We start from the raw sequence: 23368 nt of genomic DNA, 5'->3' as shown, positions 1-23368 counted from the left end.
ATATATATTGAATATAGTGAGAAATGCCAGAATTACCAGAAGTAGAAATTGTTAGACAATCTTTAGACAAAAAAATTAAACAAAAAAGTATTAAAAAAGTAATTATTAGAAATAAAAATCTTAGGTTTCCACTTCCAAAAAATTTTAGTTCTTTTTTAATGAATAAAAAAATTATTAAAGTAGATAGATTTTCCAAGTATTTAATATTAAATTTTAAAAGTGGAGAGTTTTGTTTGATACATTTGGGTATGTCTGGAACCATACACATCATTGATAGTAAAAAAAAATTAAAATTTACTAATGCTAGTTTTTATCATTCTCCTATATTACCAAAAAAACATAATCATATTGAATTAATATTTAATTCTTTGAAAGTAATTTATAATGACCCAAGAAGATTTGGTTTTTTTGAGTTAGTAGAAAATAGTGAAAAATTAGAAAATAGATTTAAAAATTTGGGACCAGAACCATTCAATTTAAATTTTAATTTGAATTATGTTTTTAACTACTTCAAAGGAAAGAATAAAAATATTAAAACATTTTTATTAGATCAAAAATTTGTTTCTGGAATTGGGAATATTTATGCAAGTGAAATTTTATTTCTAAGTAAGATTTATCCATTTAAAAAAGCAAGTTTATTAACTAGAGAAGAATGTAAAAAAATTATTTACTATTCAAAAAAAATTTTATTAAGAGCAATTAAAAAAGGTGGTTCAAGTATTAGAGATTTTAAGGATACGTTGGGATCTTCTGGAAACTATCAAAAAGAATTTAAAGTATATCAGCAAGAAGGATTAAGATGTAAAACTATAGGATGTACCGATACTATACAGAAAAAAATTGTATCAAATAGATCTACTTTTTTTTGTAATTCCTGCCAAAATTAGCCAAATATTTAGTTGACCGTTTTCAGTTCTCAAGCTATACCCCTCCGCATGGCAAATACAAAATCAGCTATTAAACGTATAAGACGTATTTCTAAGCAAACAGCAGTTAATAAAGCTAGAAAAAGTAGATTTAGAAATGCATTAAAGAAAATGAACGCTTTAATTGATACTAAAAAGAAAGATGAAGCGTTAAAATTCTTACCTAAATTAAACTCTGAGTTGATGAAAATTGCAAAGACTGGTGTAATTAAAAAACATAATGCATCAAGAAACGTTTCAAGAATAACTAAAAAGATTGCAGCAATTTAAAAACCTTAAGTTGTTTCGAAGATAAATTTCACACATACATTATATAAGATCTAAATATTTTCAAATTACTATATTTAGATTTAGTAAATCTTTGATCTCACACAATACAATCAATGTTTGATTCAATCTGTATTTGATTCAATCAAAAATTTTATTTTTAAGAAAATTTAAAACTAATTTAAAAATTTATGTCCATAAAAAAAAATGATTGTGACAATAAATTCTACAATTGCAGATTTAATTTTTTTTTAATTTTAAATTTAATACTTGTTGCAAAATTTTTTAAATCGTTCTAACTGAGATCTTCCCTTAAGTTATGAATAAATCTTTTACAAATAAAAATATTAATAATTTTGCTTCAGAAGAGATCGATTGGCAACAAATTCAATCTGAAATGAAGAATAAATTAGGTTTGGAAATTTATGAAAGTTGGTTAAAAAAAATATCATTTCTTGAGGAGCATAATAATTATTTACTTTTATCTGTTCCAACTAGATTTATCAGAGACTGGATTACTTCGAGGTATTTAGACCAAATTCTGAAAATAATTAAATTGTATAAAAAAGATATAATTAGAATTGAATTTAAAATTATTGATCAAAAAGTTGATAAGGATTTAAAAGACACGGCAAATATTGAAAATACCCAAAATGAAAATGTTTCATTTATAAAAGACTCGTACCTTCAATATAACCGAATAGATCCAAACAAACGATTTGATAACTTTATAACTGGATCAAGCAATAAACTTGCATATGAGGCTTCTTTAAAGGTTACAGAAACTATCTCTCATTATAATCCACTCTATATTTATGGTGGTGTAGGAATGGGGAAAACTCACTTATTAAATTCTATTGGTTTTGAGATGAAGAAAAAAAATAAAGTGATGTTCATTTCAGCTGAACGTTTCATGTATCAGTTTGTAAAATCAATTAAATCAAATGATATGGTTAAGTTTAAAGAATATTTTAGAAATACTGATATTTTATTAATAGATGACATCCAGTTTATTAGCGGCAAAGAAGCAATGCAGGAAGAATTTTTTCATACATTCAATGCTTTGTTAGATAAAGGATCACAAATTATAGTATCTGCTGATAGAGCACCTAATAAATTAATGCGTATTCAAGAGAGAATTAAATCCAGATTTTCAGGTGGATTGGTTGTTGACATTCAAAAACCTGATTTAGAATTACGAAAAAAAATAGTTCAAAAAAAAACAGAAGAATTAAACAATTTATATTCAGATCAGCTTCAAGTATCAAAAGATATACAAGATTTTATCAGTAATGAGATCTCAGGAAGTGTTAGAGAATTAGTTGGAGCAGTTAATCGAATAGTATCCTTTTCAAGAATTTATAACAAAGTTCCAAATTTACCTGAAACTAAAGTGGTATTAAAAGATCTTTTAAATATCTCGGAAAATAAAGTAACAATTGACTTAATACAGACTATTGTGTGTAAGTTTTTTAAGATAAGCAAAAATGAAATGCTTTCCTCAAGAAGATCAAGATATCTTGTGAGACCTCGACAGACAGCAATTTACTTAACTAAAATTTTAACTTCAAAATCATTACCAGAAATAGGTAGAGAATTCTCGAATAGAGATCACACAACAATTATCCACTCTGTTAAAACAATTGAGAAAATCAAAGAAAAAGATCCAGAAATGGTAGATAATATCAATAAACTTAAAAATCAGATATTATACAATAACAAAGAAAATGAAATTTAACGTTAACCAACAAGACCTTCAGCAAGCACTAAATTATTGTCAGGGTGTAATTGAAAAGAGAAGCACGTTACCAATTTTATCTAATATTTTATTAGATGCTAGTAATTCTAAATTAACAATTACTGCTACAGATCTTGATTTAATTTTTATACACCAGCTAAATAATGTTGAAATTCTAGAAGAAGGAAAAACAACAACAACCTCGTCAATTATGTATGACATAATCAGAAAATTAACATCAGGAAAAAAAATTAACCTTACTCTTACCGATGTAAGTAAATTACAAGTAGAATCGGAAAAATCCATTTTTAATTTGAATTGTATTAGTGCTACTGAGTTCCCATTGACTGATGAAAATTTTAATGAAAATGAATTTATTATAAAATCAAAACAATTATTGAAGCTTCTAAATAAATGTAAGTTTTCTGTTTCAAATGATGAAACTCGACATTATTTAAGTGGTATTTATTTTCACCAAACCGAAGTTGAAGATAAAAATTATTTAACAGCTGTTGCTACTGACAGTCATAGAATGTCGATTTCAAAAATCAGGCTAGATGAAAAAATTGAATTTGACCCTATTATACTTCCTAAAAAAACAATTTTTCAACTTTGTTCACTGTTAGATAGTTATGATGGTAATGTAAAAGTATCAAATCTAAAGTCAAAAATTAAGTTTGAACTGAATAATAGTATTTTAATTTCAAAACTTATCGATGGAAAATTTCCGAATTATATTCAAGTAATACCTAAAAATAATCAAAAAAAATTAGAAATTGATTTAAAACTTTTCTTAAACTCAGTTGATAGAGTGGCTTCTGTATCTCTGGATAAAAAAGATGGTGTAAAATTTAATTTATCAAATGATACTCTAAATCTTTCGGTAAATAATACTAATAGTGGAGACGGAAAAGAAACTTTAAATGTTAAATTTGATCATGACTTAGAAATAAGTTTTAACTCCAGATATTTGATTGATGTAGCTTCACAATTAGATGGTGATAGAGTTGAAATCTTCTTTAATGATACGGGTTCACCAGCTTTAATAAAAGATCCAGGCGATTTTGATAGTATTTATGTTGTGATGCCAATGAAGGGTTAATTTATTAAATCTAATTCTTGATAGATATTTTTTTCTAGAGTTTTTAAAAATTCATTTTTTTCTAGGCCAGCTGAAATAGGTTTTAATATTGATATAGTAATAGTTCTATTACTATTTTTTCTACCTTTTTTTGGCCATACGTAACCAGAGTTTATGGCTACTGGTAAACAATTTATTTTTAATTCTTCATATATCCTTGAGGCTCCCTTTTTAAATGGAGTTCTATCATCAGGTAATACCCTGGTACCTTGAGGAAAAATAATTAGTGGACGATTTGATTGTGATATTGTTATCGAAATATCATTAAAAAAACCCAAATTGTCTTTAGTTGTTTTATTTCTGTTTATTGAAATTGATCCTATTTTTTTTAAATACCAACCAAATATTGGAATTTGAAGAAGCTCTTTCTTTAAAATAAAAACTGGTGAATTAAAAATAGTTTGCAAATAAAAAGTTTCAAACATTGATTGATGAGATGCAGCAATAAAAAATTTATCCTCTTTGATTATATTTTCTTCACCTTTGATAAGGATTTTTACTGAAAGGATAAACCTTAAGCAAATACCAGTCCAATAGCCCATTAATTTACCACCAATTAAAACAATTTTTCTTGGTAGAAAAAAAGAAGGTAAAAAAATTATAGAAATAAAAATAATTCCAGTAAAAAAAATTATTGAAAATAAAATGTTTCTTGTCATTGTCTCAAAAGCTAAATTAAATCTTTATGCTTTTGTCTTTTTCTAATTATTTTTATTTTGTTGTTTTTAATTAATATTTCTAATGGTTTTGTTCTTAAGTTATAATTTGAACTTAGTGACATTCCGTAAGCACCAACATCACATATTGCAACATAGTCCTTTTCTTCAAGTTCCTGAAAATTTTTAATAGTTACAAACTTGTCTGTACTTTCACATATAGGTCCTACAAATTCATAAGTTTTTTTGGAAACTTTTCCAGATTTAATAACAGGTAAAGTTTTGTGAATTGCACCATATAATGCTGGTCTCATTAAATCATTCATTGCCGCATCTAATATAATGAATTTTTTACTTTCACTGTCTTTTATATAAATAACTTTTGTAATTAATGTTCCAGCATTTCCTATTATAGACCGCCCAGGTTCAAATATTATTTTACATTTTTTATTTTTTAAAAATTTCTTAATGGCTAAATTATATCTTTTATAATTAAGTTTTTTACTATCGTCTGTGTATTTAATTCCCATACCACCGCCTAAATCGATATATTCAAATTCATGGGATGTTTTTTTCAGAATATTATCAACCACCTTAAGCATTTTTTCATATGGTTTATGATCTAAAATTTGGCTTCCAATATGAACACTTAAACAATTAAGATCAATATTTTTTGAATTTTTACAATAATCAATAATTTCATAAAATGTTTTTTCATTTACACCAAATTTATTTTCTTTCTTACCAGTTGAAATTTGGCTTAATGTTTTGGCATCAGTATTAGGATTTAATCTTAGACCAATTTTTACAATTTTATTTTTAATTTTAGCAACTCTATTTATTTCTTCTATTTCACTTTTAGATTCTGCATTTATTAATAAAATTTTTTTGTCTATTGCATATTTTATTTCATCTGTAGTTTTACCTACTCCCGAAAAAACAATTTTTTTTGGATTAACACCTGCTTTAAGAGCCATCATCATTTCACCAACAGAAACAACATCAGCTCCTAAACCAAATTTTGCTATTTCGTGTATTAAATTTACATTTGTATTTGATTTAACTGCAAAACATATCAATGGTGATATTGATTTAAAATTTTTTTTGAAATTTAATATATTTTCTCTTAACATTGAATATGAGTAACAATAAGTTGGAGTATTGTACTTTTGAGCAATATCTTGGAAATAATGTTTATCAATTGAAAGTTTTTTATTTATATATTTCATTTTGTTTTAAATAGAGGATCACATTTATCCTCTTCTGAACCTGTATAAGTTGGACAATTTTTCTTACCACAAGATACCAGCATAAATGAAATTAAAATTAAAAGTGATATTTTTTTAATCATTTTGTTTTCTTATATTTTATTATCATTTTTCTTATATTATCAAAAGATGTTCCTCCAAAAGATTTTTTTGAATTAATAGAATTTTTTAATTCAAAAATATTTAAAACTTCCTCTGTGAGTTTTGGTTCAATTTTTTTTAATTCATGTAAAGTCAACTCGTTTAAATTTTTCTTTCTTTTTTCTGCCATGTTCACAATAGCAGCTGTTTTTTGATATGCCTTTCTAAATGACAAGTTGTGCTCTTTAACTAAATAATCAGCTAAATCTGTTGCCGCAATATGACCTGTATTAGCAAGTTCAAGCATTTTCTTTTTATTCGCACTGCAATTTTTTAAAACTTCATCAAATATTTTTAAGCAATTTATGAGAGTGTCATTAGAATTAAAAACTAATTCCTTATCATCCTGTAAATCTTTAAAATAGGATAGTGGCAAACCCTTTAGTATAGTTAGCATAGAAAAAAAATTTCCATAAGAAGCACCAGTTTTTCCTCTTAGATATTCCAGAAGATCAGGGTTCTTTTTTTGAGGCATAATTGAAGAGCCTGTAACAACTTTATCTGATAAGTTGATCAAGTTAAATCCATCTGAATTCCATATAATTAATTCCTCTGCAATTCTAGAAATATGCATTGAACATACAGAAACAGCATAAAGAAAATCTAGCACAAAGTCTCTATCTGAAACTGTATCTATTGAATTATTGGTTGGTCTTTTAAACCCAAGTTTTTTAGATGTAAAATTTCTATCTATGTTAAATGAAGTGCCTGATAGAGCCGCTACACCCAACGGGCTTTCATCTAAATTATCTAAATTGTTTAAAAATCTTTTTTTATCTCTATTAAACATTTCCACATAAGCCATTAAATAATGGCCAAATGATATAGCTTGAGCATTTTTAAGATGAGTGAATCCTGGCATAATAGTCTCAACATTTTTTTCAGCCAGTTTAATTGTACTTTTGATTACTTTATCTATATTGTTATTAATACCTTTAGTTGCAGTTTTAATCCAAATTTTAAAATCAGTTATTACCTGATCATTTCTCGATCTAGCTGTATGAATGTATCCAGCTTCATCACCAATTATTTGAAATAATCTTTTCTCTATATTCATATGAATGTCTTCATATTTTTTATTAAATTCAAATTTTTTGTGAGTTATTTCTTTATAAATTTTATTTAGACCATAAATAATTTTATTTTTTATTTTAAAGGAAATTATCTTTTGTCTAAAAAGCATTTCAACGTGTGCAATGGATCCTTGTATATCTTCTTTGTAAAGTCTCTTGTCTACGTCAATAGAATTACCAACTTTTTGAAATAAGTTTGACGCTTCCTTTTGTATTCGCGTGTTCCATATTGCTTGGTTGTTTTTATTTTTTGCCATGATATTTAGTTATACCTAATTAATATGAGAATTTTAGCATTATTTATTTTTTTAATTACAACTGCAGAAGCTAGTGATTTACCGAACATTAAAAATATTGTTATTCATAAAGTTCCAAAAACATATGAAAACGTATTTTTTTTAAATAAAAAAAATGAAAAAATTAAAATTAATGATTTCAAAGGAAAATTGTTAGTTTTAAATTTTTGGGCTACTTGGTGTCCTCCGTGCAAAGAAGAGATGCCTTCATTAGACAATATGCAAGCAAATTCATCACTTAATAATTTAAAGGTTTTTCCTATTAATATTGGGAAAGAAAAACTAAATAAAGTTGAAGAATTTTTTGTAAAATTAAACTTAAAAAATTTGGAACCTTTTTTTGATCCAGAAGTAACCTTAGCTAAAACTTTTTCTCTAAGAGGAGTTCCAACATCAATATTTATAAATAAAGAAGGTGAGGAATTTGCAAGGGTTCTTGGTGACATAGACTTTAATGACAAAGATTTTTTAAAGTGGATTGAGAAATATAATTAGTTTTTAAAAAAATATGCGAAAGCTACCAAAACAAGTATAGCCACAAATTGCAGTAGAACTCTAAGCTGCATTAGTTTATTTGAATATTTTTTACTTGTTTCTCCACCTTTAAATAAGGTTCCAATACCCAAAACCAAAACTATTCCAACAGCTATTAAAAGAGCGATAGATAAAATTTTAACCAATATTCCAGAAAACATATTATTATTGTAATGTGTTTTTAAAAATAAAAAACATAATAAATCATCTATGACATTTTGCCTTAATTCAATCATCATCAAGCCAGAAGAAGGTACAGAAATTAAGAATGCGATAATTTTACTTCATGGGTATGGTGGAGATGGAAAAGACATAAGTATGTTAACTTTAAATTGGAAAAGACATCTGCCAAACACTATTTTTATTTGTCCTAATGGACATGAAAAGTGTGCAATTAATCCATCAGGATATCAATGGTTTGATTTAAGCAAAGAAGATCCATCTTATATTCTTGAAGAGTCAATTAAAGCTGAAAATGTTATTAAAAAATTTATTGAGGAAGTTAAAACTGAATACAACTTATCAAATCAACAAATTTGTTTATCAGGCTTTAGCCAGGGCTGCATGATGTCTTTGAATGTTAGTCTTACCTCAAATGAAAAATTTTTATGTGTCGTAGGATTTTCAGGAAAAATAATAGATCAAATTAATTTGAAAGATAGAATCAAAAATAGCACAGATACATTACTAATACATGGTGATGTCGACCAAATTGTTCCATCAACACATTTACTTGAAGCTAAAGATTTTTTAATTCGAAATAATATTCCTGTTGAAACGTTATTAATAAAAAATTGTGACCATCACATTCCTATCGAGGCATCAAGCACAGCATTAAATTATATTTTAAAAAAAATTTAACATCTGATCATATTGATTATGATGCTAAACTAAGTTAATGTTTTAACGTGAACAACTTTATTGAACAAGATGTATCATTAGAAAAATGTCCTGCATTAGTTCTTAATGCTGATTACAGACCTCTAAGCTATTACCCTCTATCATTATGGTCATGGCAAGACACTGTGAAATCAGTTTTTCTTGATAGAGTTATAATTGTAAGTCATTACGATAGAACTATCAGAAGCCCTTCATTTAATATGAAGCTACCAAGTGTTATAGCTTTAAAAGACTATATTGTTCCTCAAACGAAACCAAGTTTTACTAGATTTAACGTTTTTTTAAGAGATAAATTCTCTTGTCAATATTGTGGAAGTAATGAGGAACTTACTTTTGATCATTTGCTTCCAAGGTCTAAAGGTGGAGAAACAAATTGGGACAATGTTGTTACAGCTTGTTCAGCTTGTAATGTAAAAAAAGGTGGAAAATTATTAAAACATTCAGGAATGAAATTAAATCAATATCCATTCAGACCTTCAACAGAAGATTTACATAAAAATGGTAAGAACTTTCCTCCTAACTTTTTACACAAAAGTTGGATGGATTATTTGTATTGGGATGTTGAATTAGAAACTTAAATTTTTTCAGAAATATTAATTGCAATTTTAGAACCAGTTTTAATTATTTTATCTAAAATACTATAAGGTCCTTTTTTAGTTGCACCCTTTTCATAAGCAATATCTTTATGATTAAGCTCATCTTCTCTAAATTTTGTAATTTTGTTTTTGAGAAATTTTTCATCTTCATCCAATTGATTAATTTGATTTAAGTAGTGTTCATCAATTACTTCCTCCACAGATGCTGTGCATAGCATGGCTGCCTTTTTCCCTAACAAAGTAGAACCAAATCCTAAACCAACACCCAGCAAATCCCACAGTGGTAAAAGTTTTGTAGGAGCAATGTTTCTTTTTTTAATTTCATTTTCAAAGAACTCACTATGTTCCTTTTCATGAATTTTCATATCTTCTATGATTTTTTTCAAATTTTCATCTTTGACAAATGTATTCAAAGCTAACAATTGTCCTTCATATATTTTAACTGCTCCACGCTCACCAGCATGATCTACCCTTATAAATTCTTCAATTTTTTTTTTACTTACTTTTGGCATAGTTAAAATAAATTTTTAATGCATTGATTGTAATTAGTATAGAAATTACAATATTGTAAGTTGTAAGTGATAATCCAAAAATTTTAAATGTTACATCTTTGCAGCTAACTTTTTGTTCCTGCAATTGTTTTAAAATTTCTTCTTTGGAAGTTGCCTCAGAGCCATTTTTTAGGTCACAAACTAAAGATTCCTTGATAAATCCTTGTTCAATACCAAAATGATAAATTGATAAGATAGTAGCTGTTAAAAAAACAATTACCAATAAAACCAAAAATATTTTTTCAAACTGAGAAAATTTATAATTCAAGAGTATAATTATTATTGCAATTACATATGGAATTCTCTCTAAGACACAAAGATTGCATGGTTGATGGCCCAAAACATATTCAATAAAGAACGCTGACAATAAAGCAACGAAACTGACAAATAAAATTAGGTTAAGAAACAATGATTTGTTATTAAGCATTAAATTTAAAAATTAAAAATATAATTCCTAATACTATAACTATTAAAATTCCAATTATAGTGAACCATTTTGAACCATGTTTCTCCATGAATTCAGTAAATAAGTCACCAAATTTATAAGATAAATAAGCAACAATAAAAAATCTAAGACTTCTCGAGATTAAACTTACAACAATAAATACTGGTAAACTAAAACCAACAACACCGCTAGCAATAGTGAATGCTTTATAGGGAAGTGGAGTAAATCCTGCTAGAAATAGAATACTAAGCCAGGCAAAAAAACCTGATCCTTGAGATAAACTTGTCTTTAAATTTTCTACTTTATTTTCATAACCATAAAATTCAATTACATGAATAGCTAAATCATAAAACAAATAACCTAGTAAATATCCAAAAATTCCACCTAAAACTGAAAATAAAGATGCGATTAAAAATATTTTAAAATATTCTTTTTTTTTAGCAATCACCATAGGAATAATCATTACATCTGGAGGTATAGGAAAAAACGAACTTTCAGTGAAGGAAACAATTCCTAAGTACAAATTTGAACTTTTGTGAGCAGCTAAATTTAAACACTTTTTATAAAGACTTTGGAACATTTTTTGGTTTTAATATAATTTTAGTTCTTATACTATTTAATTATAATTTAATTTAATGGGCGAATGGCGGAACTGGTAGACGCGCACGACTCAAAATCGTGTTTCGCAAGAAGTGAGAGTTCGATTCTCTCTTCGCCCACCAAAGTTTATGAATATAAAAAATTATAATAATCTTTTAGAACTATTTTATAATCAGTATACGAAAGAAAAAGCAGATCAAATTTTTCTAAAATCCTTAAAAAATCCAAACGATAAATTTTCTTGGAGAGATACTTATTTGAATATTTTAAAATTAAGCGATGAGCTTAAATCTTTAATTCAAAAAAAAGATAGATGTTTATTAATTTCAGAAAATAGACCCGAATGGATGATATCTGATTTAGCGATAATGTTAGCAGGTGGAATTACCGTGCCAGCCTATACCACTTACACCGAAAGAGATTATGAATATTTAATTGATGATTGTAATCCATCAGTAATAGTTGTCTCAGATCAAGTTCAATATAATAAAATTAAAAATATAATTTCTACAAAGCCATTTATAAAAAAGGTTATCACCTTTGATCAAATTGACAGTCAATCAGATACTATATGTATTAAAGATATTTTTCTAAAGAACGATTGTGAAGAGATCGATTTTTTAAAATTAGAAATTTCAAGAAAAGATGTAGCTTGTATTATTTATACATCAGGAACCCAAGGTAACCCAAGGGAGTAATGCTCAGCCATGGGGGGATTTTAAATAATTGTGAAGGTTCTATTTCACTTTTAAAAGAGATAATATCTTACAAACCTAAGTTCCTAACTTGGTTACCATTATCGCATTCTTATGAACACACCGTTCAGTTTGTCCAAATAGCAATAGGAGCCGAAGTTTATTATGCAGAAAGTATAGATAAGTTAATTAAAAATATGGGAGAATGTAGTCCCGATATTATGACAGCTGTTCCAAGATTTTATCAGAATCTGTATCAAAAAATTAATTCGACTTTTAATAAAGCTACTGGTTTTAAAAAATCTCTAATAAATAAAATGCTTTATCTTGGAGAAAAAGTACTAACAAATCAAAAACTTACTTTTTTTGAAAAAGTGCAAAACACAATTTGCGAAAAAATAGTTAGAAAAAAAATAAAAGCTCAATTTGGAGGTTGTCTAAAAGCATTCATTTCTGGAGGAGGTGCGCTGGATAAAGAAGTGGGTGTTTTTTTAAATTCGATAGGTTTACCGACTTTGCAAGGGTATGGGTTAACTGAAACTTCTCCAGTTGTAAGTTGCAACCCAATAAAAGATATAAGGATAGATACAGTAGGTCCTGCTTTTAGTGGTAATGAAGTGAAAATTGCAGACGATGGTGAAATTCTGGTTAAAGGCGAAAATGTTATGTTAGGCTATTGGAATAAAAAGCAAGAGACAGAAAAAGTTTTAAAGGATGGCTGGTTATATACTGGAGATATAGGACATTTTGAAAATGGATATTTAAAAATCACTGATAGAAAAAAAGATATTTTAATTACACCAGGTGGTGACAATATTTCTCCTGTGAAAATTGAAAATGATTTACTTAAGATTGAATCTGTAGAGCAAGCATTAGTTTATGGAGATAACAAACCATATTTAATAGCTATTTTAGTTTTAAATAATAATGAAAGTAATGTGTTAGATGAAAACATTTCAAAAGAAATAGAAACAATAAATAAAAACTTATCTAAGATAGAAAAAATTAAAAAGTTTTTTGTAATTAAAGATCAATTTACAATTGAAAATGGATTAATGACACCAACTTTAAAGTTAAAAAGATATAAAATTATTGAAAAGTATAAAAGTGAAATAGAAAAACTTTATTAAATTTCTTTAAATTAATAGTTTATTTACCGCATAAACATTAACTAAATTAATAAAAAAATTTTTATATAATAAATAAAAAATAAAAAATAATTTTTTTAAAATTCGCTTTTAATTAATGATTTGACATAAGTTGTATAAAAAAATAAAAATAAGTTAACAACGAATCAAATTGATTCGTTAAACTAAAAAGGGAGCTAAAGATGCCTAAGAAAAGAAAAAAAGCGGCAAAGAAAACTAAGAAAAAAGCTAAGAAAAAAGCTAAGAAAAAAGCTAAAAAGGCTAAGAAAAGAAGAAAATAATAACTTAGTATTCTTTACAAAAAACGCTTCTCATAACTTTTTGTGTGAGAGGCGTTTTTTTTATTCGTCTATAGGCTCGTCAGTTTCAGAAATAGGCTCTTCGACAGGTAAATCAGCAGTTGGAGTTTTAGCAGTAGCGCTAATAGCTTGTGTTTGTCCACCAACATTTCTCTTTAATGCTTTATCTAATTTTTTTTGAGTGTCTTCTGGTGATAAATTTAAAATTATCTGAAATTCTGATTGCATTCTTTCATAAGCTTTTTCAAAAAGTTGTCTTTCACTATAAGATTGATCAACCATAAGATCATCACCTTTGTTTAGATCTCTTACAACTTCAGCTAATTCATAAATTTTACCTGATGAAATTTTTGCCTCATATTCTTGTGCTCTTCTACTCCACATTGATCTTTTGATTTTTGGCTTACTTTTTAATATAGAAATACATTTGTTTACTTGATTAATTGTTGCTAAAGGCCTTAGGTGAGACTGTTTGTTAACGGGTACCATACCATTAGCTTTATCTTTTTCAAACTTGATAACGTATGTTTCAACATCAATACCACCGATATTTATTTTTTTAAATTCTGTAATTTGACCAACACCATGTTTTGGATAAACAACATAATCTTTTATTTTAAATTCTCTTTTTTCTGTTTCTTGTTTTTTAACTTTTTTTATCTCAGGTTTAACCTCATTAGTTTTTGATATTCTTAAATTATCTACTTTCGGTTCGTCTGGAGTTTCAGTAGTTTTTGAAACTTTTTTTATTTTAGGTGATTTATTTGGGATTTTTTTTAATACTTTTTTAGCTTTTTTTACTACAACTTTTTTAACTTTTTTAGTTTTAGGTTTTACAACTTTTTTAACTTTAGTTACTTTTTTCTTTTTAACTTTTTTTGTCATTTCTTTATCTGATTTGCCTTTAAAGATTTTCTTTAAAATACTTTTCGTACTTATTTTGCTCATTTTTATATTTTTCGTGATCCGCTGGGGGATCTTTTTTCTCACTTATGTTCGGCCAGATTTCTGAATACTTTTTATTGATCTCTAACCATTTTTCGCTTCCAGGTTCAGTATCTGCTTTTATAGCATCAACGGGGCACTCTGGCTCACAAACGCCACAATCTATACACTCATCCGGTTTAATTACAAGCATATTTTTCCCTTCATAAAAACAATCAACCGGACAAACGTCTACACAATCAGTAAGTTTACATTTAATGCAATTATCGTTTACAATATAAGTCACTCTTTACCTTCCTCTTTAACTCTATGCTTAATATCCCCCATAGTTTTACTGTCAATGTATAAAAGTCCAGCTAATCTTCTCATAAGATTTGTTTCATACATATCTGCGTCTTCATTAGAATAAATAATTGACCAAAGAGCTTCTACTATTTTAATTTTATCTTTTTCAGGTAAATTTTTAATTTCTCTTGTGAAGTCTAAAATTTGGTTTGAATTTTCCTCAATAATTTTTGCATCTTGGATAGTTTTTGTAATTTTTTCACTTTCAAGGCCCAACTCTTGAAGTGTTTTTTTAATTATTTCCTCTTCTTTGTCAGTATAATTTTCATCTATTTTTGCAGCATGGATTAATAAAGCACAAACTTTTACTATAAAATTATTATCTTCTTTTTTATCTGTCTTTTTAAAAAACATAAAATTAACCTAACTTGAGATTTTTAAGAACTTTAAATGGATTTTCATTTGAAACTTTTTTATTCTGTATCTTTTTAAATTTTTTAACAGGATTATATTTAAAAAACATGTCTTGTTCTTTCTCATAAGTTTTATAACCCATTTTTTGTAATAATTTTTTAAAGTTTTCTTTGCTGCACCCTAAAAGATTTAACATTTCAGGTATCATTTTTATTTCATTATTTTCTTTTGAAGTAGCATTAATAATTTGTACAAAGAGTCTTTCAAGAATATCTATTCTAACAAAAAAATTATCAAATTTTTCAAATCCACAGAGAAGCATAAAGTTTTTATTTTTAGAATCTTTATCTTCTAAAAAATTTAATCCAAAAGTTGGTGGTTTTAAATTATAGAATTTTTGATGAAAATTTTTCCACAATAAGGTTCTTAAAGATACAGCATCTGGTTTTATAAGCTGATAAAGGAATACATGGTATCTTCCAAATTTTACACCTAATTCTCTAAGTACTTTTCTATCTATTTGTTCAAGATTTTTTAAATAATCAGAAACTTGTTCTCTTTTTAAAACACCATTATTTTCATAAAGCTGATAAGCTAAAGCTTTAATCGAAGACTTATCTTCTTTAATGTTTTTTAAATCTATTAAACTTTTCAAGACATCGCTTATTTTAGAGTTTAACCATTTTTGAATAAAATCATTTAGTTTTTGTTTTGGATTTTGTTCAATAATGTCATCAACAACTAAAGTAAAATTAGGACTTAAATAATCATTTCCTGGTAACAGTCTAGCAATTGGAAATTCATTCCAATATATTTTAAAATCCTCTTTTAAATCTATTAATCCTGTATCTACAATTGACTGAATTCTTTTATCAAACTCAGGTCCAATTGATTGTCTAGCAGCTTTTTTTAATGACTTGATATCAGTTTCAAGAGAGCCTTTTTTTAAATCTAATTCTAATTTTAAACCTTTGATTTTACCAATAAACTGATCATCTATTTTAACGTCATTGTTCTGTAATATTTCAGTTTTGAATTCCATGTCTTGTTTTAAACCTCTTGCAAGTATACTTGCTCTTTTGTCGATAAAAGTCTTGGTAAGTTCTTCATGAAGTCTGTCAGAAAGTCTATCTTCTAAATGTTTTGTTTTTTCTATCCAATAGTTTTGATTTTCTACCCAATTATTTTTATTTGAAACATAAGACCAAGTTCTTACATTTGCAATTCTATTTGATAAAGAATCTACATTTCCCTCTAATTTATCAAGTTTCATGAGCTGTAATCTCATGTAATCTTCTGAAATTAGACCTTTTTCACTGTTTAAAAATTTAAAAACATTTCTGATCACTTCATAATGATTGCCGTAGGTTTTTTTAACAAAATCAGGTATCTGACAACATTCCCATAATAATTTGAGAGTTCTTTCGTTAAATTCTAGATTATTTTTTTCATCTTTTATAAAATATTTTAGCGCCCTTTCATCCTCACATTCGTGAACTTTTCTTAACCATTCCATCTGGGGTCTTTCTTCAAGACTTTTAATCAGTGAATTTGGGTTATTGAAATTAAGATCAGAATTTCTCCAGAATAAAGTTCTTATTTCTTCAAATTTATGTCCTTCAATTAATTCGACTTCTTCAGGTGAAATTTCTTTACAATCACCAGTTATTCCAAAACCACCATCATTTAAATATCTTCCAGCTCTTCCCGCTATTTGACCTATTTCAGATAAATTTAATTTTCTTAATTTTTTTCCATCAAATTTTTTAAGATTTGAAAAATATACATAATCTAGATCCATATTTATTCCCATTCCAATAGCGTCAGTGGCTACTAAAAAATCAACATCTCCAGATTGGTAAAGTTCTACTTGAGCATTTCTCGTTTTAGGACTTAATGAACCCATAACTATAGCTGCCCCACCCTTTTGTCTTCTTATTAATTCTGCTATTGCATAAACTTCCTCCGCTGAAAAAGCTATAATTGCAGTTTTTCTATTTATCCTTGATATCTTTTTATGTCCGGCATAAGTGAGTTTTGACAATCTATCTCTATTAATAAACTCTAAATCTTCGTTTAATTTAGATATGATGTTTTTAATAGTACTAGAACCCATTAGCATCGTAAGTTTTTCACCTCTTAAATTTAATAATCTATCTGTGAATATGTGACCTCTTTCATGATCTGCACACATTTGGATTTCATCTATGCCCACAAATTCTAACTGTTTTTCAATAGGCATTGATTCGACTGTGCATAAATAATATTTTGCGTTTGTAGGAATTATTTTTTCTTCACCAGTAATTAAAGCAACTTTGTCTATACTAATTTTTTTTATTACTTTGTCGTAAACCTCTCTTGCTAATAATCTTAATGGGAACCCAATCATTCCGCTGTCAAAAGATAGCATTGTGTCAATTGCAAGATGAGTTTTACCTGTGTTTGTTGGACCAAGAACAGCTGTAATTTTATTTTTAGGCATTTCTATCTTTGGTGTATAATTTTTTTTACCTACCAGATATTGTTAGTGCTAAAGAACAAAAATAGACTAAAACATGACCGAATCGGAAGGTAAAAAGTTCTCATTTTTATATTAATATTAATGAGAATATCATAATTGAGATTAATTCTATAATAGTAATTTAATAAAATAAAAATGACCAATAAACTTTGGGAAGCATCTTTAAAAGAGAAAAAAAATTCAAATCTTTATGCTTTTGAGAAATTTATTTCAAATAAAATCAAAAAAAAATTTAATTTAAATTACAAAACTTTTTTAAATTGGACTGTTAAAAATTCTCCTGAGTTTTGGAATTATTTTTGGGAATTTTCAGAAATTAAAGGATTGAAAAGTAAAAAAAAAATTAAAAAATCTAAAATATTTTATAAAAATTTATTCCTACCAGGTAGTAAGTTAAATTTTGGTGAGAATTTATTGTCAAAAAATAATGATGATAAGGCAATCACTTTTATAAGCGAAAATGGCTTTAGAGAAGAAAAATCTTGGAGAGAATTAAATTTAAGTACAGGCAAAATTGTAAAGTTTTTAAAGGAAATTAAAATTAAAAAAGGAGACAGAGTTGCAGCTTATATGCCTAATACTATCGAGACAGTTGAGGCGTTTATATCAGCGTGTACCATAGGAAGCATTTGGTCATCATGCAGTCCTGATTTTGGTATTAAAGGTGTTGTTGAAAGATTTTCTCAAATTAATCCAAAAGTTTTGTTCATTACAGACCAGTATTTTTACAATGGAAAAAAAATTAATGTATTAGAGAGATTATCTGAAATTTTAAAATCTATTCCATCAATTAAAAATGTTGTGATTGTTAATTATCCTGGAAAAAAATATGTCACTAATAAAAGTAAATATAAGAAAATAAATTTAATTAAATGGCGTGAGATTATTCAAAATAAATCTGAAAAAATAAATTTTAAAAAGTATGATTTCGAAAGCGAGTTGACTATTTTATATTCAAGTGGAACAACTGGAAAACCAAAATGTATCTGCCATAGAACTGGTGGAGTTCTTCTTCAACATAAGAAAGAACACCAATTACATTGCGATATAAAAGAAAATGATAACGTGTTTTATTTTACCACTTGTGGTTGGATGATGTGGAATTGGTTAGTAAGCTCGTTAGCTTCAAAGGCATCAATAGTACTTTTTGATGGTTCTCCAATGTATAAATCAAGTGATTTACTTTTAAAAATAGCACAAAGAGAAAAAATTACTCTGTTTGGAATTAGTGCTAAATATATTGATGCTCTAAGAAAATTAGAACCTGATCTTAAATTTAAATATAAACTTCAAAAACTAAAAACAATATGTTCAACAGGTTCTCCTTTATCAAGTGAAGGTTTTAAATATGTTTACAAAAATATTAAAAAGAAAGTTCATCTCTCATCTATTTCGGGTGGTACAGATATTGTATCATGTTTTGTTTTAGGAAATATATATCAGCCAGTAAATATTGGTGAAATACAAAATTCCGGCTTAGGTTTAGATATTGATGTTTTTAATGATAGTGGCAAATCTTTAAAAAATTCTAAAGGTGAACTAGTTTGTAAAAATCCATTTCCATCAATGCCTCTTAAATTTTGGAATGATAAAAATGACGTAAAATTTAAAAAAGCTTACTTCAATAGATATAAAAATACTTGGCATCATGGGGATTATGCTGAAAGAAGAAATACCGATGGTTTTATTATACATGGAAGATCTGACACTACCCTTAATCCAGGAGGTGTAAGACTTGGGACAGCTGAAATATATTCTGAGGTTGAAAAGTTTAAAGAAATTAAAGAAGCACTAGTAGTTGGTCAATCTTGGGATAATGATATCAGAATAATTCTTTTCGTTGTAATGAGTAATGAATACATACTTAATGATTCTTTGCTTAATAGAATAAAAACTCAAATAAGAATAAATGCATCACCAAGACATGTCCCTAGCAAAGTAATTGTTGTAAAAGATATTCCAAGAACCAAAAGTGGTAAAATTGTTGAGCTTGCAGTTAAAAGCACTATAGAAGGAAGTGTTGTTAAAAATAAAGAAGCTTTGGCAAATCCAGAAGTTTTAATTCAATACAAGAATTTAAAAGAACTAAATCATTAAAAATAAATTATTAGAATTAATTTTTTTTAGATGATAAGATTTTCTAATTATTAATCAAAAATATAAGAAATAAAGGAGATTTATGTTTAAAAAAATTTTAAGAACATTTGCAGTTGTTTTATTTCTTTCAGGTTCTTTTGTTGGTAAAGCGATTTCTAATGAGTTGACTTTCTTTACAATTGGTACTGGAGGAACTGCTTATACTTATTATCCAGTTGGAGGAATGATTGCTAATGCAATTTCAAAACCTCCAGGATCTAGAGAATGTGGCAAAGGTGGTAGTTGTGGAGTAGATGGTTTAATCGCTTCAGCTGTTTCATCTAGAGGTTCAGTTGATAACGTTAATGCAATCATTTCAGGTTTAAGAAATTCAGGTTTTGCTCAGTCAGATGTTGCTTATTGGGCTTATACAGGAACTGGAACTATGGAAGGAAAGCCGCCAGCAAAAGATTTAAGAACAATAGCAGCATTATTTGAAGAACATATTCACTTAGTTGCATTAAAAGATAGTGGGATTAACTCTGTCAAAGATCTTAAAGGAAAAAGAGTTTCTTTAGACGAACCTGGTTCAGGTACATACGTTGATGCTCTATTAATTTTGGAAGCAAATGGTATGTCTGAAAAAGATGTTAAAGCTGAAGCACTTAAAGGTAACGCTGCTACAGATGCTTTAAGAAACAAAAAAGTAGATGCTATTTTTGTTGTTGCAGGCTATCCGACAGGTGCAATTGTTGAATTGGCATCTTCTGTAGACATTAAACTAGTTCCAATAGATGGTGCTGGTGCAAAAACTTTAACAGATAAATATGGTTTCTTTTCTCAAAGTGATATTCCATCAGGAACTTATGAAAATGTAGGCACTACAAGCACAGTTGCTGTAGGTGCTCAATGGTTTACTTCTGCAAAAGAGGATGAAACTTTAATTTACAACATTACTAAAGCTTTGTGGAATAAAGAGTCCAGAAAGTTAATGGATGTTGGTCATGCCAAAGGAAAAACAATTACACCTGCTACAGCTTTGTCTGGTGTGGGAGTTCCATTACATCCAGGTGCTGAAAAGTTCTATAAAGAAGCTGGTTTAATTAAATAAATCAAAATCAAAGTTAAACCCTAAGTTTAAATAAGACTTAGGGTTTTCTTTATGGAAAATAAAATTTCAACATTAAAAGAATTAGAGGAGATAGAAAAAAAATATGATCCTCAGTTATCATTTAGAGAAATTGGATCAAAATTAAATTTTATAATTTTTATTCTATTAATCTCGATGTCAATTTATCATTTTTGGGCATCAGGTTTTGGACTAGTTAGAGAAGTTTTACACAGAGGTATTCATATATCTTATGTCATCGGATTAGTTTTTTTGCTTTTTAGTTGGAAAAAAAATATTACAAAATTTAGTTTTTTACATTTTCAAAATGTACCAATTATAGATATTATTTTTGCAATACTTGCAGTTGTTTCTGCTTTATATTTGCCTTTATTGCCTTCAGAAGTTTTAGCTCAACGAGTAGGTAATCCAGAAAAAATTGATGTTCTGATGGGCTCAGTTCTTATAATTTTAACGTTAGAAGCTACTAGAAGATCTGTTGGTTACACTTTACCTTTAATTGCTATTATTTTTATTTTATTTGCTTTATTTGGACCCCTTGCTCCAGGAGCATTAAAGCACGGAGGAACTAGTTGGCTTGGTTTTGTAAATCACATTTATATAACAAATCAAGGTGTTTATGGGATCGCTGTTGGAGTTATGGCGCAATATGTTTTTTTATTTATTCTATTTGGAGTATTGGCTACAAGAGTAGGATTGGGTAAATTGTTTATTGATTTAGCCATGTTAATAGCTGGAAAATTTTCTGGAGGACCTGCAAAGGTTGCAATTTTTTCTTCAGCATTCATGGGAACAATTTCTGGTTCATCTATTGCTAATACTGTAACCACTGGTTCTTTAACTATACCAGCTATGAAAAAAGTTGGTTATCCATCACATTTTTCAGGTGCTGTAGAAGCAGCCTCTTCAACAGGAGGTCAAATAACACCTCCAATTTTAGGTGCAGCTGCATTCATCATGGTTGAATATTTAGAGTTACCACTTAGAGACATATTGGCTGCTGCTTTAATACCAGCTTTGCTTCATTATTTTGGGATTTTTATTATGGTTCACTTAGAGGCAAAAAAATTAGGCTTAAGAGGTTTAGAAGATAAAGAATTACCAAATTTTATTAAAGTTATAAAAGATAATTGGTTATCAATTATACCTCTGATTATTCTCGTTTATTTTATTTTGGTAGGCCGTACTCCAGATTTTGCTGCAATATACGGAATCATTTCATGTGTTGTTGTTGGATTTATTAAACCAAATAATAAATTAAATTTAAAAGATTTATTTAATTGTTTAGCTGCTGGAGCAAAGAATACTTTAGCAGTAGGCGCTGCAGCAACATGTGTTGGTATTATAGTTGGAGTAGTAACATTAACAGGTGTAGGCTTTAGATTAGGTTTTGTAGTACTTCAGACTGCAAGTGATATAGGAAATTTCTTTTCAAATATATGGCCCATTTCATATTTTACTTTTGATCAGTTAAAATTGTTTTTCTCTTTAATATTAATAGCTATTTCTTGTATTATAATGGGAGCAGGAATTCCTACAACTGCTACATACATTATTCTTGTAGCTGTAGCTGCACCCGCTTTAGCTCAGTTAAATATCGAACCCTTAGTTGCACATTTTTTTGTATTTTATTATGGAGTATTAGCAGATATTACACCTCCAGTTGCTCTTGCAGCATATGCAGCTTCAGGAATTGCAAAATCCAATCCATTTAAAACTGGTAATACAGCTTTTAGACTTGGGATTGCTAAAGCATTAGTACCTTTTGTTTTTGTTTATTCGCCTTCATTATTACTCATTACTGGAGATTTTGAATTGAACAAATTGGTTATAACTCTGATTGGGGTTTTAATAGGGATTGCTTTATTGGGGATTGCTTTCACTGGTTATTTTGTCAGTAATTTAAAAACTTATGAGAGATGGATAGTTGGATTTGGATCTCTATTTTTTGTTGCCCCTGGATTAAAAACTATGATTGTTGGAATGTTAATTTCTTTCCCAATTCTAATTTATCAATATTTGAAAAAAAATTAACCTCCCGGACCTAAATTTGAAGGTTTAACTTTTAAAATTTTCCAAACTCCAGTTGCTGATGTTATAATTTTATTATTACATTTTAGCTCACAAAATAAAAATATTAATGTATTTGTTTTTTTTAATATTTTTGTGTGCCCAATAATTTCATCACCAACTTTTGAGGCACCAATAAATTTAATATCTAACGAAATAGTTACACATGGAGCGTTACCAGCAGATCTGTGAGCTGCGGTTCCAGCACCAGCATCTATTAATGCTGATAGATAGCCTCCATGAGTTATTCCTGCAGCATTTAAGTGATTTTCATTTATAGTAGATTTAAATTCATATTCAGTTTCAGAGATGTTTCTAAACAAAACACCTCCATTATGTTTCATGAACCCTGGGGTTAGACTTATTTGTTCAAACTCATTACTCATAAAATTTACAATACAATTGTTAATAGCAATAATAACAATGTAATAATTATAAAAAAGTAAATTACTGATTTTTGTAAAGAAGCTTTTAATAGCCAATCAATCATTTTTTTCCTTTTTGGTGGACCGCCCAGAACTCGAATCTGGAATCTCCCGGTTCGTAGCCGAGCGCCTTATCCAATTTGGCCAGCGGTCCAAAATTAATTTTATTAAAGATACTGTATTTTATGGTTTTATTAACAAATTTTGTTCAATTAAAACACAGCTTTGC

The 23368-nt window shown here is 27.7% G+C and carries 24 protein-coding genes, 2 tRNA genes and 1 pseudogene; 13 read left to right on the top strand and 14 right to left on the bottom strand.

Annotation, left to right across the window (positions count from 1 at the left end):
* Window positions 1-23 precede the first annotated feature (23 nt).
* The 4 genes from mutM to dnaN all read left to right on the top strand — a co-directional run bounded on the left by mutM (window position 24) and on the right by dnaN (window position 4033).
* Window positions 24-887: a bifunctional DNA-formamidopyrimidine glycosylase/DNA-(apurinic or apyrimidinic site) lyase gene (gene mutM, locus ACTTAW_RS00795; RefSeq protein ID WP_440650689.1), complete on the top strand. Its 864-nt coding sequence runs from the start codon at window positions 24-26 to the stop codon at window positions 885-887.
* Between the two features lie 48 nt (window positions 888-935).
* On the top strand, window positions 936-1196 hold the full coding sequence (rpsT, locus tag ACTTAW_RS00790; protein WP_440650687.1) for a 30S ribosomal protein S20: 261 nt from the start codon (window positions 936-938) through the stop codon (window positions 1194-1196).
* Window positions 1197-1512: 316 nt separating this feature from the next.
* On the top strand, window positions 1513-2931 hold the full coding sequence (dnaA, locus tag ACTTAW_RS00785; protein ID WP_440650685.1) for a chromosomal replication initiator protein DnaA: 1419 nt from the start codon (window positions 1513-1515) through the stop codon (window positions 2929-2931).
* Complete coding sequence (gene dnaN, locus ACTTAW_RS00780) at window positions 2921-4033, top strand: DNA polymerase III subunit beta (protein WP_440650684.1); 1113 nt, start codon at window positions 2921-2923, stop codon at window positions 4031-4033. Before dnaA ends, dnaN begins: the two co-directional genes overlap by 11 nt.
* Here dnaN and ACTTAW_RS00775 read toward each other — a convergent pair.
* From ACTTAW_RS00775 to argH, 4 genes are read right to left on the bottom strand one after another with little or no spacing between them, the layout of a single operon-like run.
* Window positions 4030-4731, bottom strand: a complete 702-nt coding sequence (locus ACTTAW_RS00775) for a lysophospholipid acyltransferase family protein (RefSeq protein WP_440650682.1) — start codon at window positions 4729-4731, stop codon at window positions 4030-4032. The two genes, dnaN and ACTTAW_RS00775, sit on opposite strands and share 4 nt — an antisense overlap.
* A gap of 11 nt (window positions 4732-4742) precedes the next feature.
* Window positions 4743-5957: a diaminopimelate decarboxylase gene (gene lysA / locus ACTTAW_RS00770; protein WP_440650680.1), complete on the bottom strand. Its 1215-nt coding sequence runs from the start codon at window positions 5955-5957 to the stop codon at window positions 4743-4745.
* On the bottom strand, window positions 5954-6079 hold the full coding sequence (locus tag ACTTAW_RS00765; protein ID WP_440650679.1) for a hypothetical protein: 126 nt from the start codon (window positions 6077-6079) through the stop codon (window positions 5954-5956). Before ACTTAW_RS00765 ends, lysA begins: the two co-directional genes overlap by 4 nt.
* On the bottom strand, window positions 6076-7467 hold the full coding sequence (argH, locus tag ACTTAW_RS00760) for an argininosuccinate lyase (protein WP_440650678.1): 1392 nt from the start codon (window positions 7465-7467) through the stop codon (window positions 6076-6078). Before argH ends, ACTTAW_RS00765 begins: the two co-directional genes overlap by 4 nt.
* A 24-nt stretch (window positions 7468-7491) precedes the next feature.
* On the opposite strand from argH, the gene ACTTAW_RS00755 reads away from it, so the two are divergent.
* Window positions 7492-8001 carry a TlpA family protein disulfide reductase gene (locus ACTTAW_RS00755; RefSeq protein WP_440650676.1) on the top strand — a complete coding sequence of 170 codons (510 nt, stop codon included), beginning with the start codon at window positions 7492-7494 and terminating at the stop codon, window positions 7999-8001.
* On the opposite strand, the gene ACTTAW_RS00750 is transcribed toward ACTTAW_RS00755, so the two are convergent.
* On the bottom strand, window positions 7998-8201 hold the full coding sequence (locus tag ACTTAW_RS00750) for a twin transmembrane helix small protein (RefSeq protein WP_262590092.1): 204 nt from the start codon (window positions 8199-8201) through the stop codon (window positions 7998-8000). The genes ACTTAW_RS00755 and ACTTAW_RS00750 overlap by 4 nt on opposite strands.
* Before the next feature lie 49 nt (window positions 8202-8250).
* Between ACTTAW_RS00750 and ACTTAW_RS00745 the strand changes: the two genes are divergently transcribed.
* Together ACTTAW_RS00745 and ACTTAW_RS00740 are read left to right on the top strand one after the other, a co-directional pair.
* Window positions 8251-8901: an alpha/beta hydrolase gene (locus tag ACTTAW_RS00745; protein ID WP_440650674.1), complete on the top strand. Its 651-nt coding sequence runs from the start codon at window positions 8251-8253 to the stop codon at window positions 8899-8901.
* A 47-nt stretch (window positions 8902-8948) separates the two neighbouring features.
* The gene (locus tag ACTTAW_RS00740; protein WP_262590094.1) at window positions 8949-9518 is read left to right on the top strand and encodes an HNH endonuclease; all 570 of its coding nucleotides are present in this window, start codon (window positions 8949-8951) and stop codon (window positions 9516-9518) included.
* Here the strand turns inward: ACTTAW_RS00740 and ACTTAW_RS00735 are convergent.
* Genes ACTTAW_RS00735 through ACTTAW_RS00725 form a run of 3 tightly spaced genes read right to left on the bottom strand, consistent with a single transcriptional unit; the run spans window position 9515 to window position 11112 of the window.
* Window positions 9515-10048 (bottom strand): demethoxyubiquinone hydroxylase family protein, encoded by a 534-nt coding sequence (locus ACTTAW_RS00735; protein ID WP_262590095.1) that lies wholly within the window; start codon window positions 10046-10048, stop codon window positions 9515-9517. The two genes, ACTTAW_RS00740 and ACTTAW_RS00735, sit on opposite strands and share 4 nt — an antisense overlap.
* Window positions 10032-10514: a disulfide bond formation protein B gene (locus tag ACTTAW_RS00730; RefSeq protein WP_440650672.1), complete on the bottom strand. Its 483-nt coding sequence runs from the start codon at window positions 10512-10514 to the stop codon at window positions 10032-10034. Before ACTTAW_RS00730 ends, ACTTAW_RS00735 begins: the two co-directional genes overlap by 17 nt.
* Window positions 10507-11112 (bottom strand): YqaA family protein, encoded by a 606-nt coding sequence (locus ACTTAW_RS00725; RefSeq protein ID WP_428079200.1) that lies wholly within the window; start codon window positions 11110-11112, stop codon window positions 10507-10509. The genes ACTTAW_RS00730 and ACTTAW_RS00725 overlap by 8 nt, the downstream gene beginning before the upstream one ends.
* A 57-nt stretch (window positions 11113-11169) precedes the next feature.
* Between ACTTAW_RS00725 and ACTTAW_RS00720 the strand changes: the two genes are divergently transcribed.
* The 3 genes and pseudogenes from ACTTAW_RS00720 (at window position 11170) to ACTTAW_RS00710 (ending at window position 12957) form a co-directional block, all read left to right on the top strand.
* Window positions 11170-11254, top strand: a tRNA-Leu gene (locus ACTTAW_RS00720).
* Between the two features lie 6 nt (window positions 11255-11260).
* Window positions 11261-12447 (top strand): annotated as a pseudogene (locus ACTTAW_RS00715) (AMP-binding protein); the annotation flags it as partial.
* A 45-nt stretch (window positions 12448-12492) separates the two neighbouring features.
* Window positions 12493-12957 (top strand): hypothetical protein, encoded by a 465-nt coding sequence (locus tag ACTTAW_RS00710; RefSeq protein WP_440651906.1) that lies wholly within the window; start codon window positions 12493-12495, stop codon window positions 12955-12957.
* Between the two features lie 359 nt (window positions 12958-13316).
* Here ACTTAW_RS00710 and ACTTAW_RS00705 read toward each other — a convergent pair whose 3' ends face one another.
* Genes ACTTAW_RS00705 through ACTTAW_RS00690 form a run of 4 tightly spaced genes read right to left on the bottom strand, consistent with a single transcriptional unit; the run spans window position 13317 to window position 17400 of the window.
* A complete protein-coding gene (locus tag ACTTAW_RS00705) occupies window positions 13317-14222 on the bottom strand; it encodes a CarD family transcriptional regulator (protein WP_440650670.1) in 906 nt (301 codons plus the stop codon).
* On the bottom strand, window positions 14179-14505 hold the full coding sequence (gene fdxA, locus ACTTAW_RS00700; RefSeq protein ID WP_440650668.1) for a ferredoxin FdxA: 327 nt from the start codon (window positions 14503-14505) through the stop codon (window positions 14179-14181). Before fdxA ends, ACTTAW_RS00705 begins: the two co-directional genes overlap by 44 nt.
* Window positions 14502-14918, bottom strand: a complete 417-nt coding sequence (locus tag ACTTAW_RS00695) for a TerB family tellurite resistance protein (RefSeq protein ID WP_440650667.1) — start codon at window positions 14916-14918, stop codon at window positions 14502-14504. The genes fdxA and ACTTAW_RS00695 overlap by 4 nt, the downstream gene beginning before the upstream one ends.
* A gap of 4 nt (window positions 14919-14922) precedes the next feature.
* A complete protein-coding gene (locus ACTTAW_RS00690) occupies window positions 14923-17400 on the bottom strand; it encodes a helicase-related protein (protein ID WP_440650665.1) in 2478 nt (825 codons plus the stop codon).
* A 174-nt stretch (window positions 17401-17574) separates the two neighbouring features.
* On the opposite strand from ACTTAW_RS00690, the gene ACTTAW_RS00685 reads away from it, so the two are divergent.
* The 3 genes from ACTTAW_RS00685 (at window position 17575) to ACTTAW_RS00675 (ending at window position 22678) form a co-directional block, all read left to right on the top strand.
* Complete coding sequence (locus ACTTAW_RS00685) at window positions 17575-19536, top strand: acetoacetate--CoA ligase (RefSeq protein WP_440650663.1); 1962 nt, start codon at window positions 17575-17577, stop codon at window positions 19534-19536.
* Between the two features lie 82 nt (window positions 19537-19618).
* Window positions 19619-20626: a TAXI family TRAP transporter solute-binding subunit gene (locus ACTTAW_RS00680; protein ID WP_440650661.1), complete on the top strand. Its 1008-nt coding sequence runs from the start codon at window positions 19619-19621 to the stop codon at window positions 20624-20626.
* 51 nt (window positions 20627-20677) lie between these two features.
* On the top strand, window positions 20678-22678 hold the full coding sequence (locus ACTTAW_RS00675; RefSeq protein ID WP_440650659.1) for a TRAP transporter permease: 2001 nt from the start codon (window positions 20678-20680) through the stop codon (window positions 22676-22678).
* On the opposite strand, the gene ACTTAW_RS00670 is transcribed toward ACTTAW_RS00675, so the two are convergent.
* Both ACTTAW_RS00670 and ACTTAW_RS00665 read right to left on the bottom strand, forming a co-directional pair.
* Window positions 22675-23100: a PaaI family thioesterase gene (locus ACTTAW_RS00670; protein ID WP_440619311.1), complete on the bottom strand. Its 426-nt coding sequence runs from the start codon at window positions 23098-23100 to the stop codon at window positions 22675-22677. The two genes, ACTTAW_RS00675 and ACTTAW_RS00670, sit on opposite strands and share 4 nt — an antisense overlap.
* Window positions 23101-23216: 116 nt before the next feature.
* Window positions 23217-23293, bottom strand: a tRNA-Arg gene (locus tag ACTTAW_RS00665).
* Between the last annotated feature and the right edge of the window lie 75 nt (window positions 23294-23368).

Source organism: Candidatus Pelagibacter sp. HIMB1495 (assembly GCF_052047955.1).
Lineage (GTDB): Bacteria > Pseudomonadota > Alphaproteobacteria > Pelagibacterales > Pelagibacteraceae > Pelagibacter.
The sequence above is the reverse complement of the archived record's forward strand: the minus strand, read 5'-3'. Positions and strand labels throughout refer to the sequence as shown.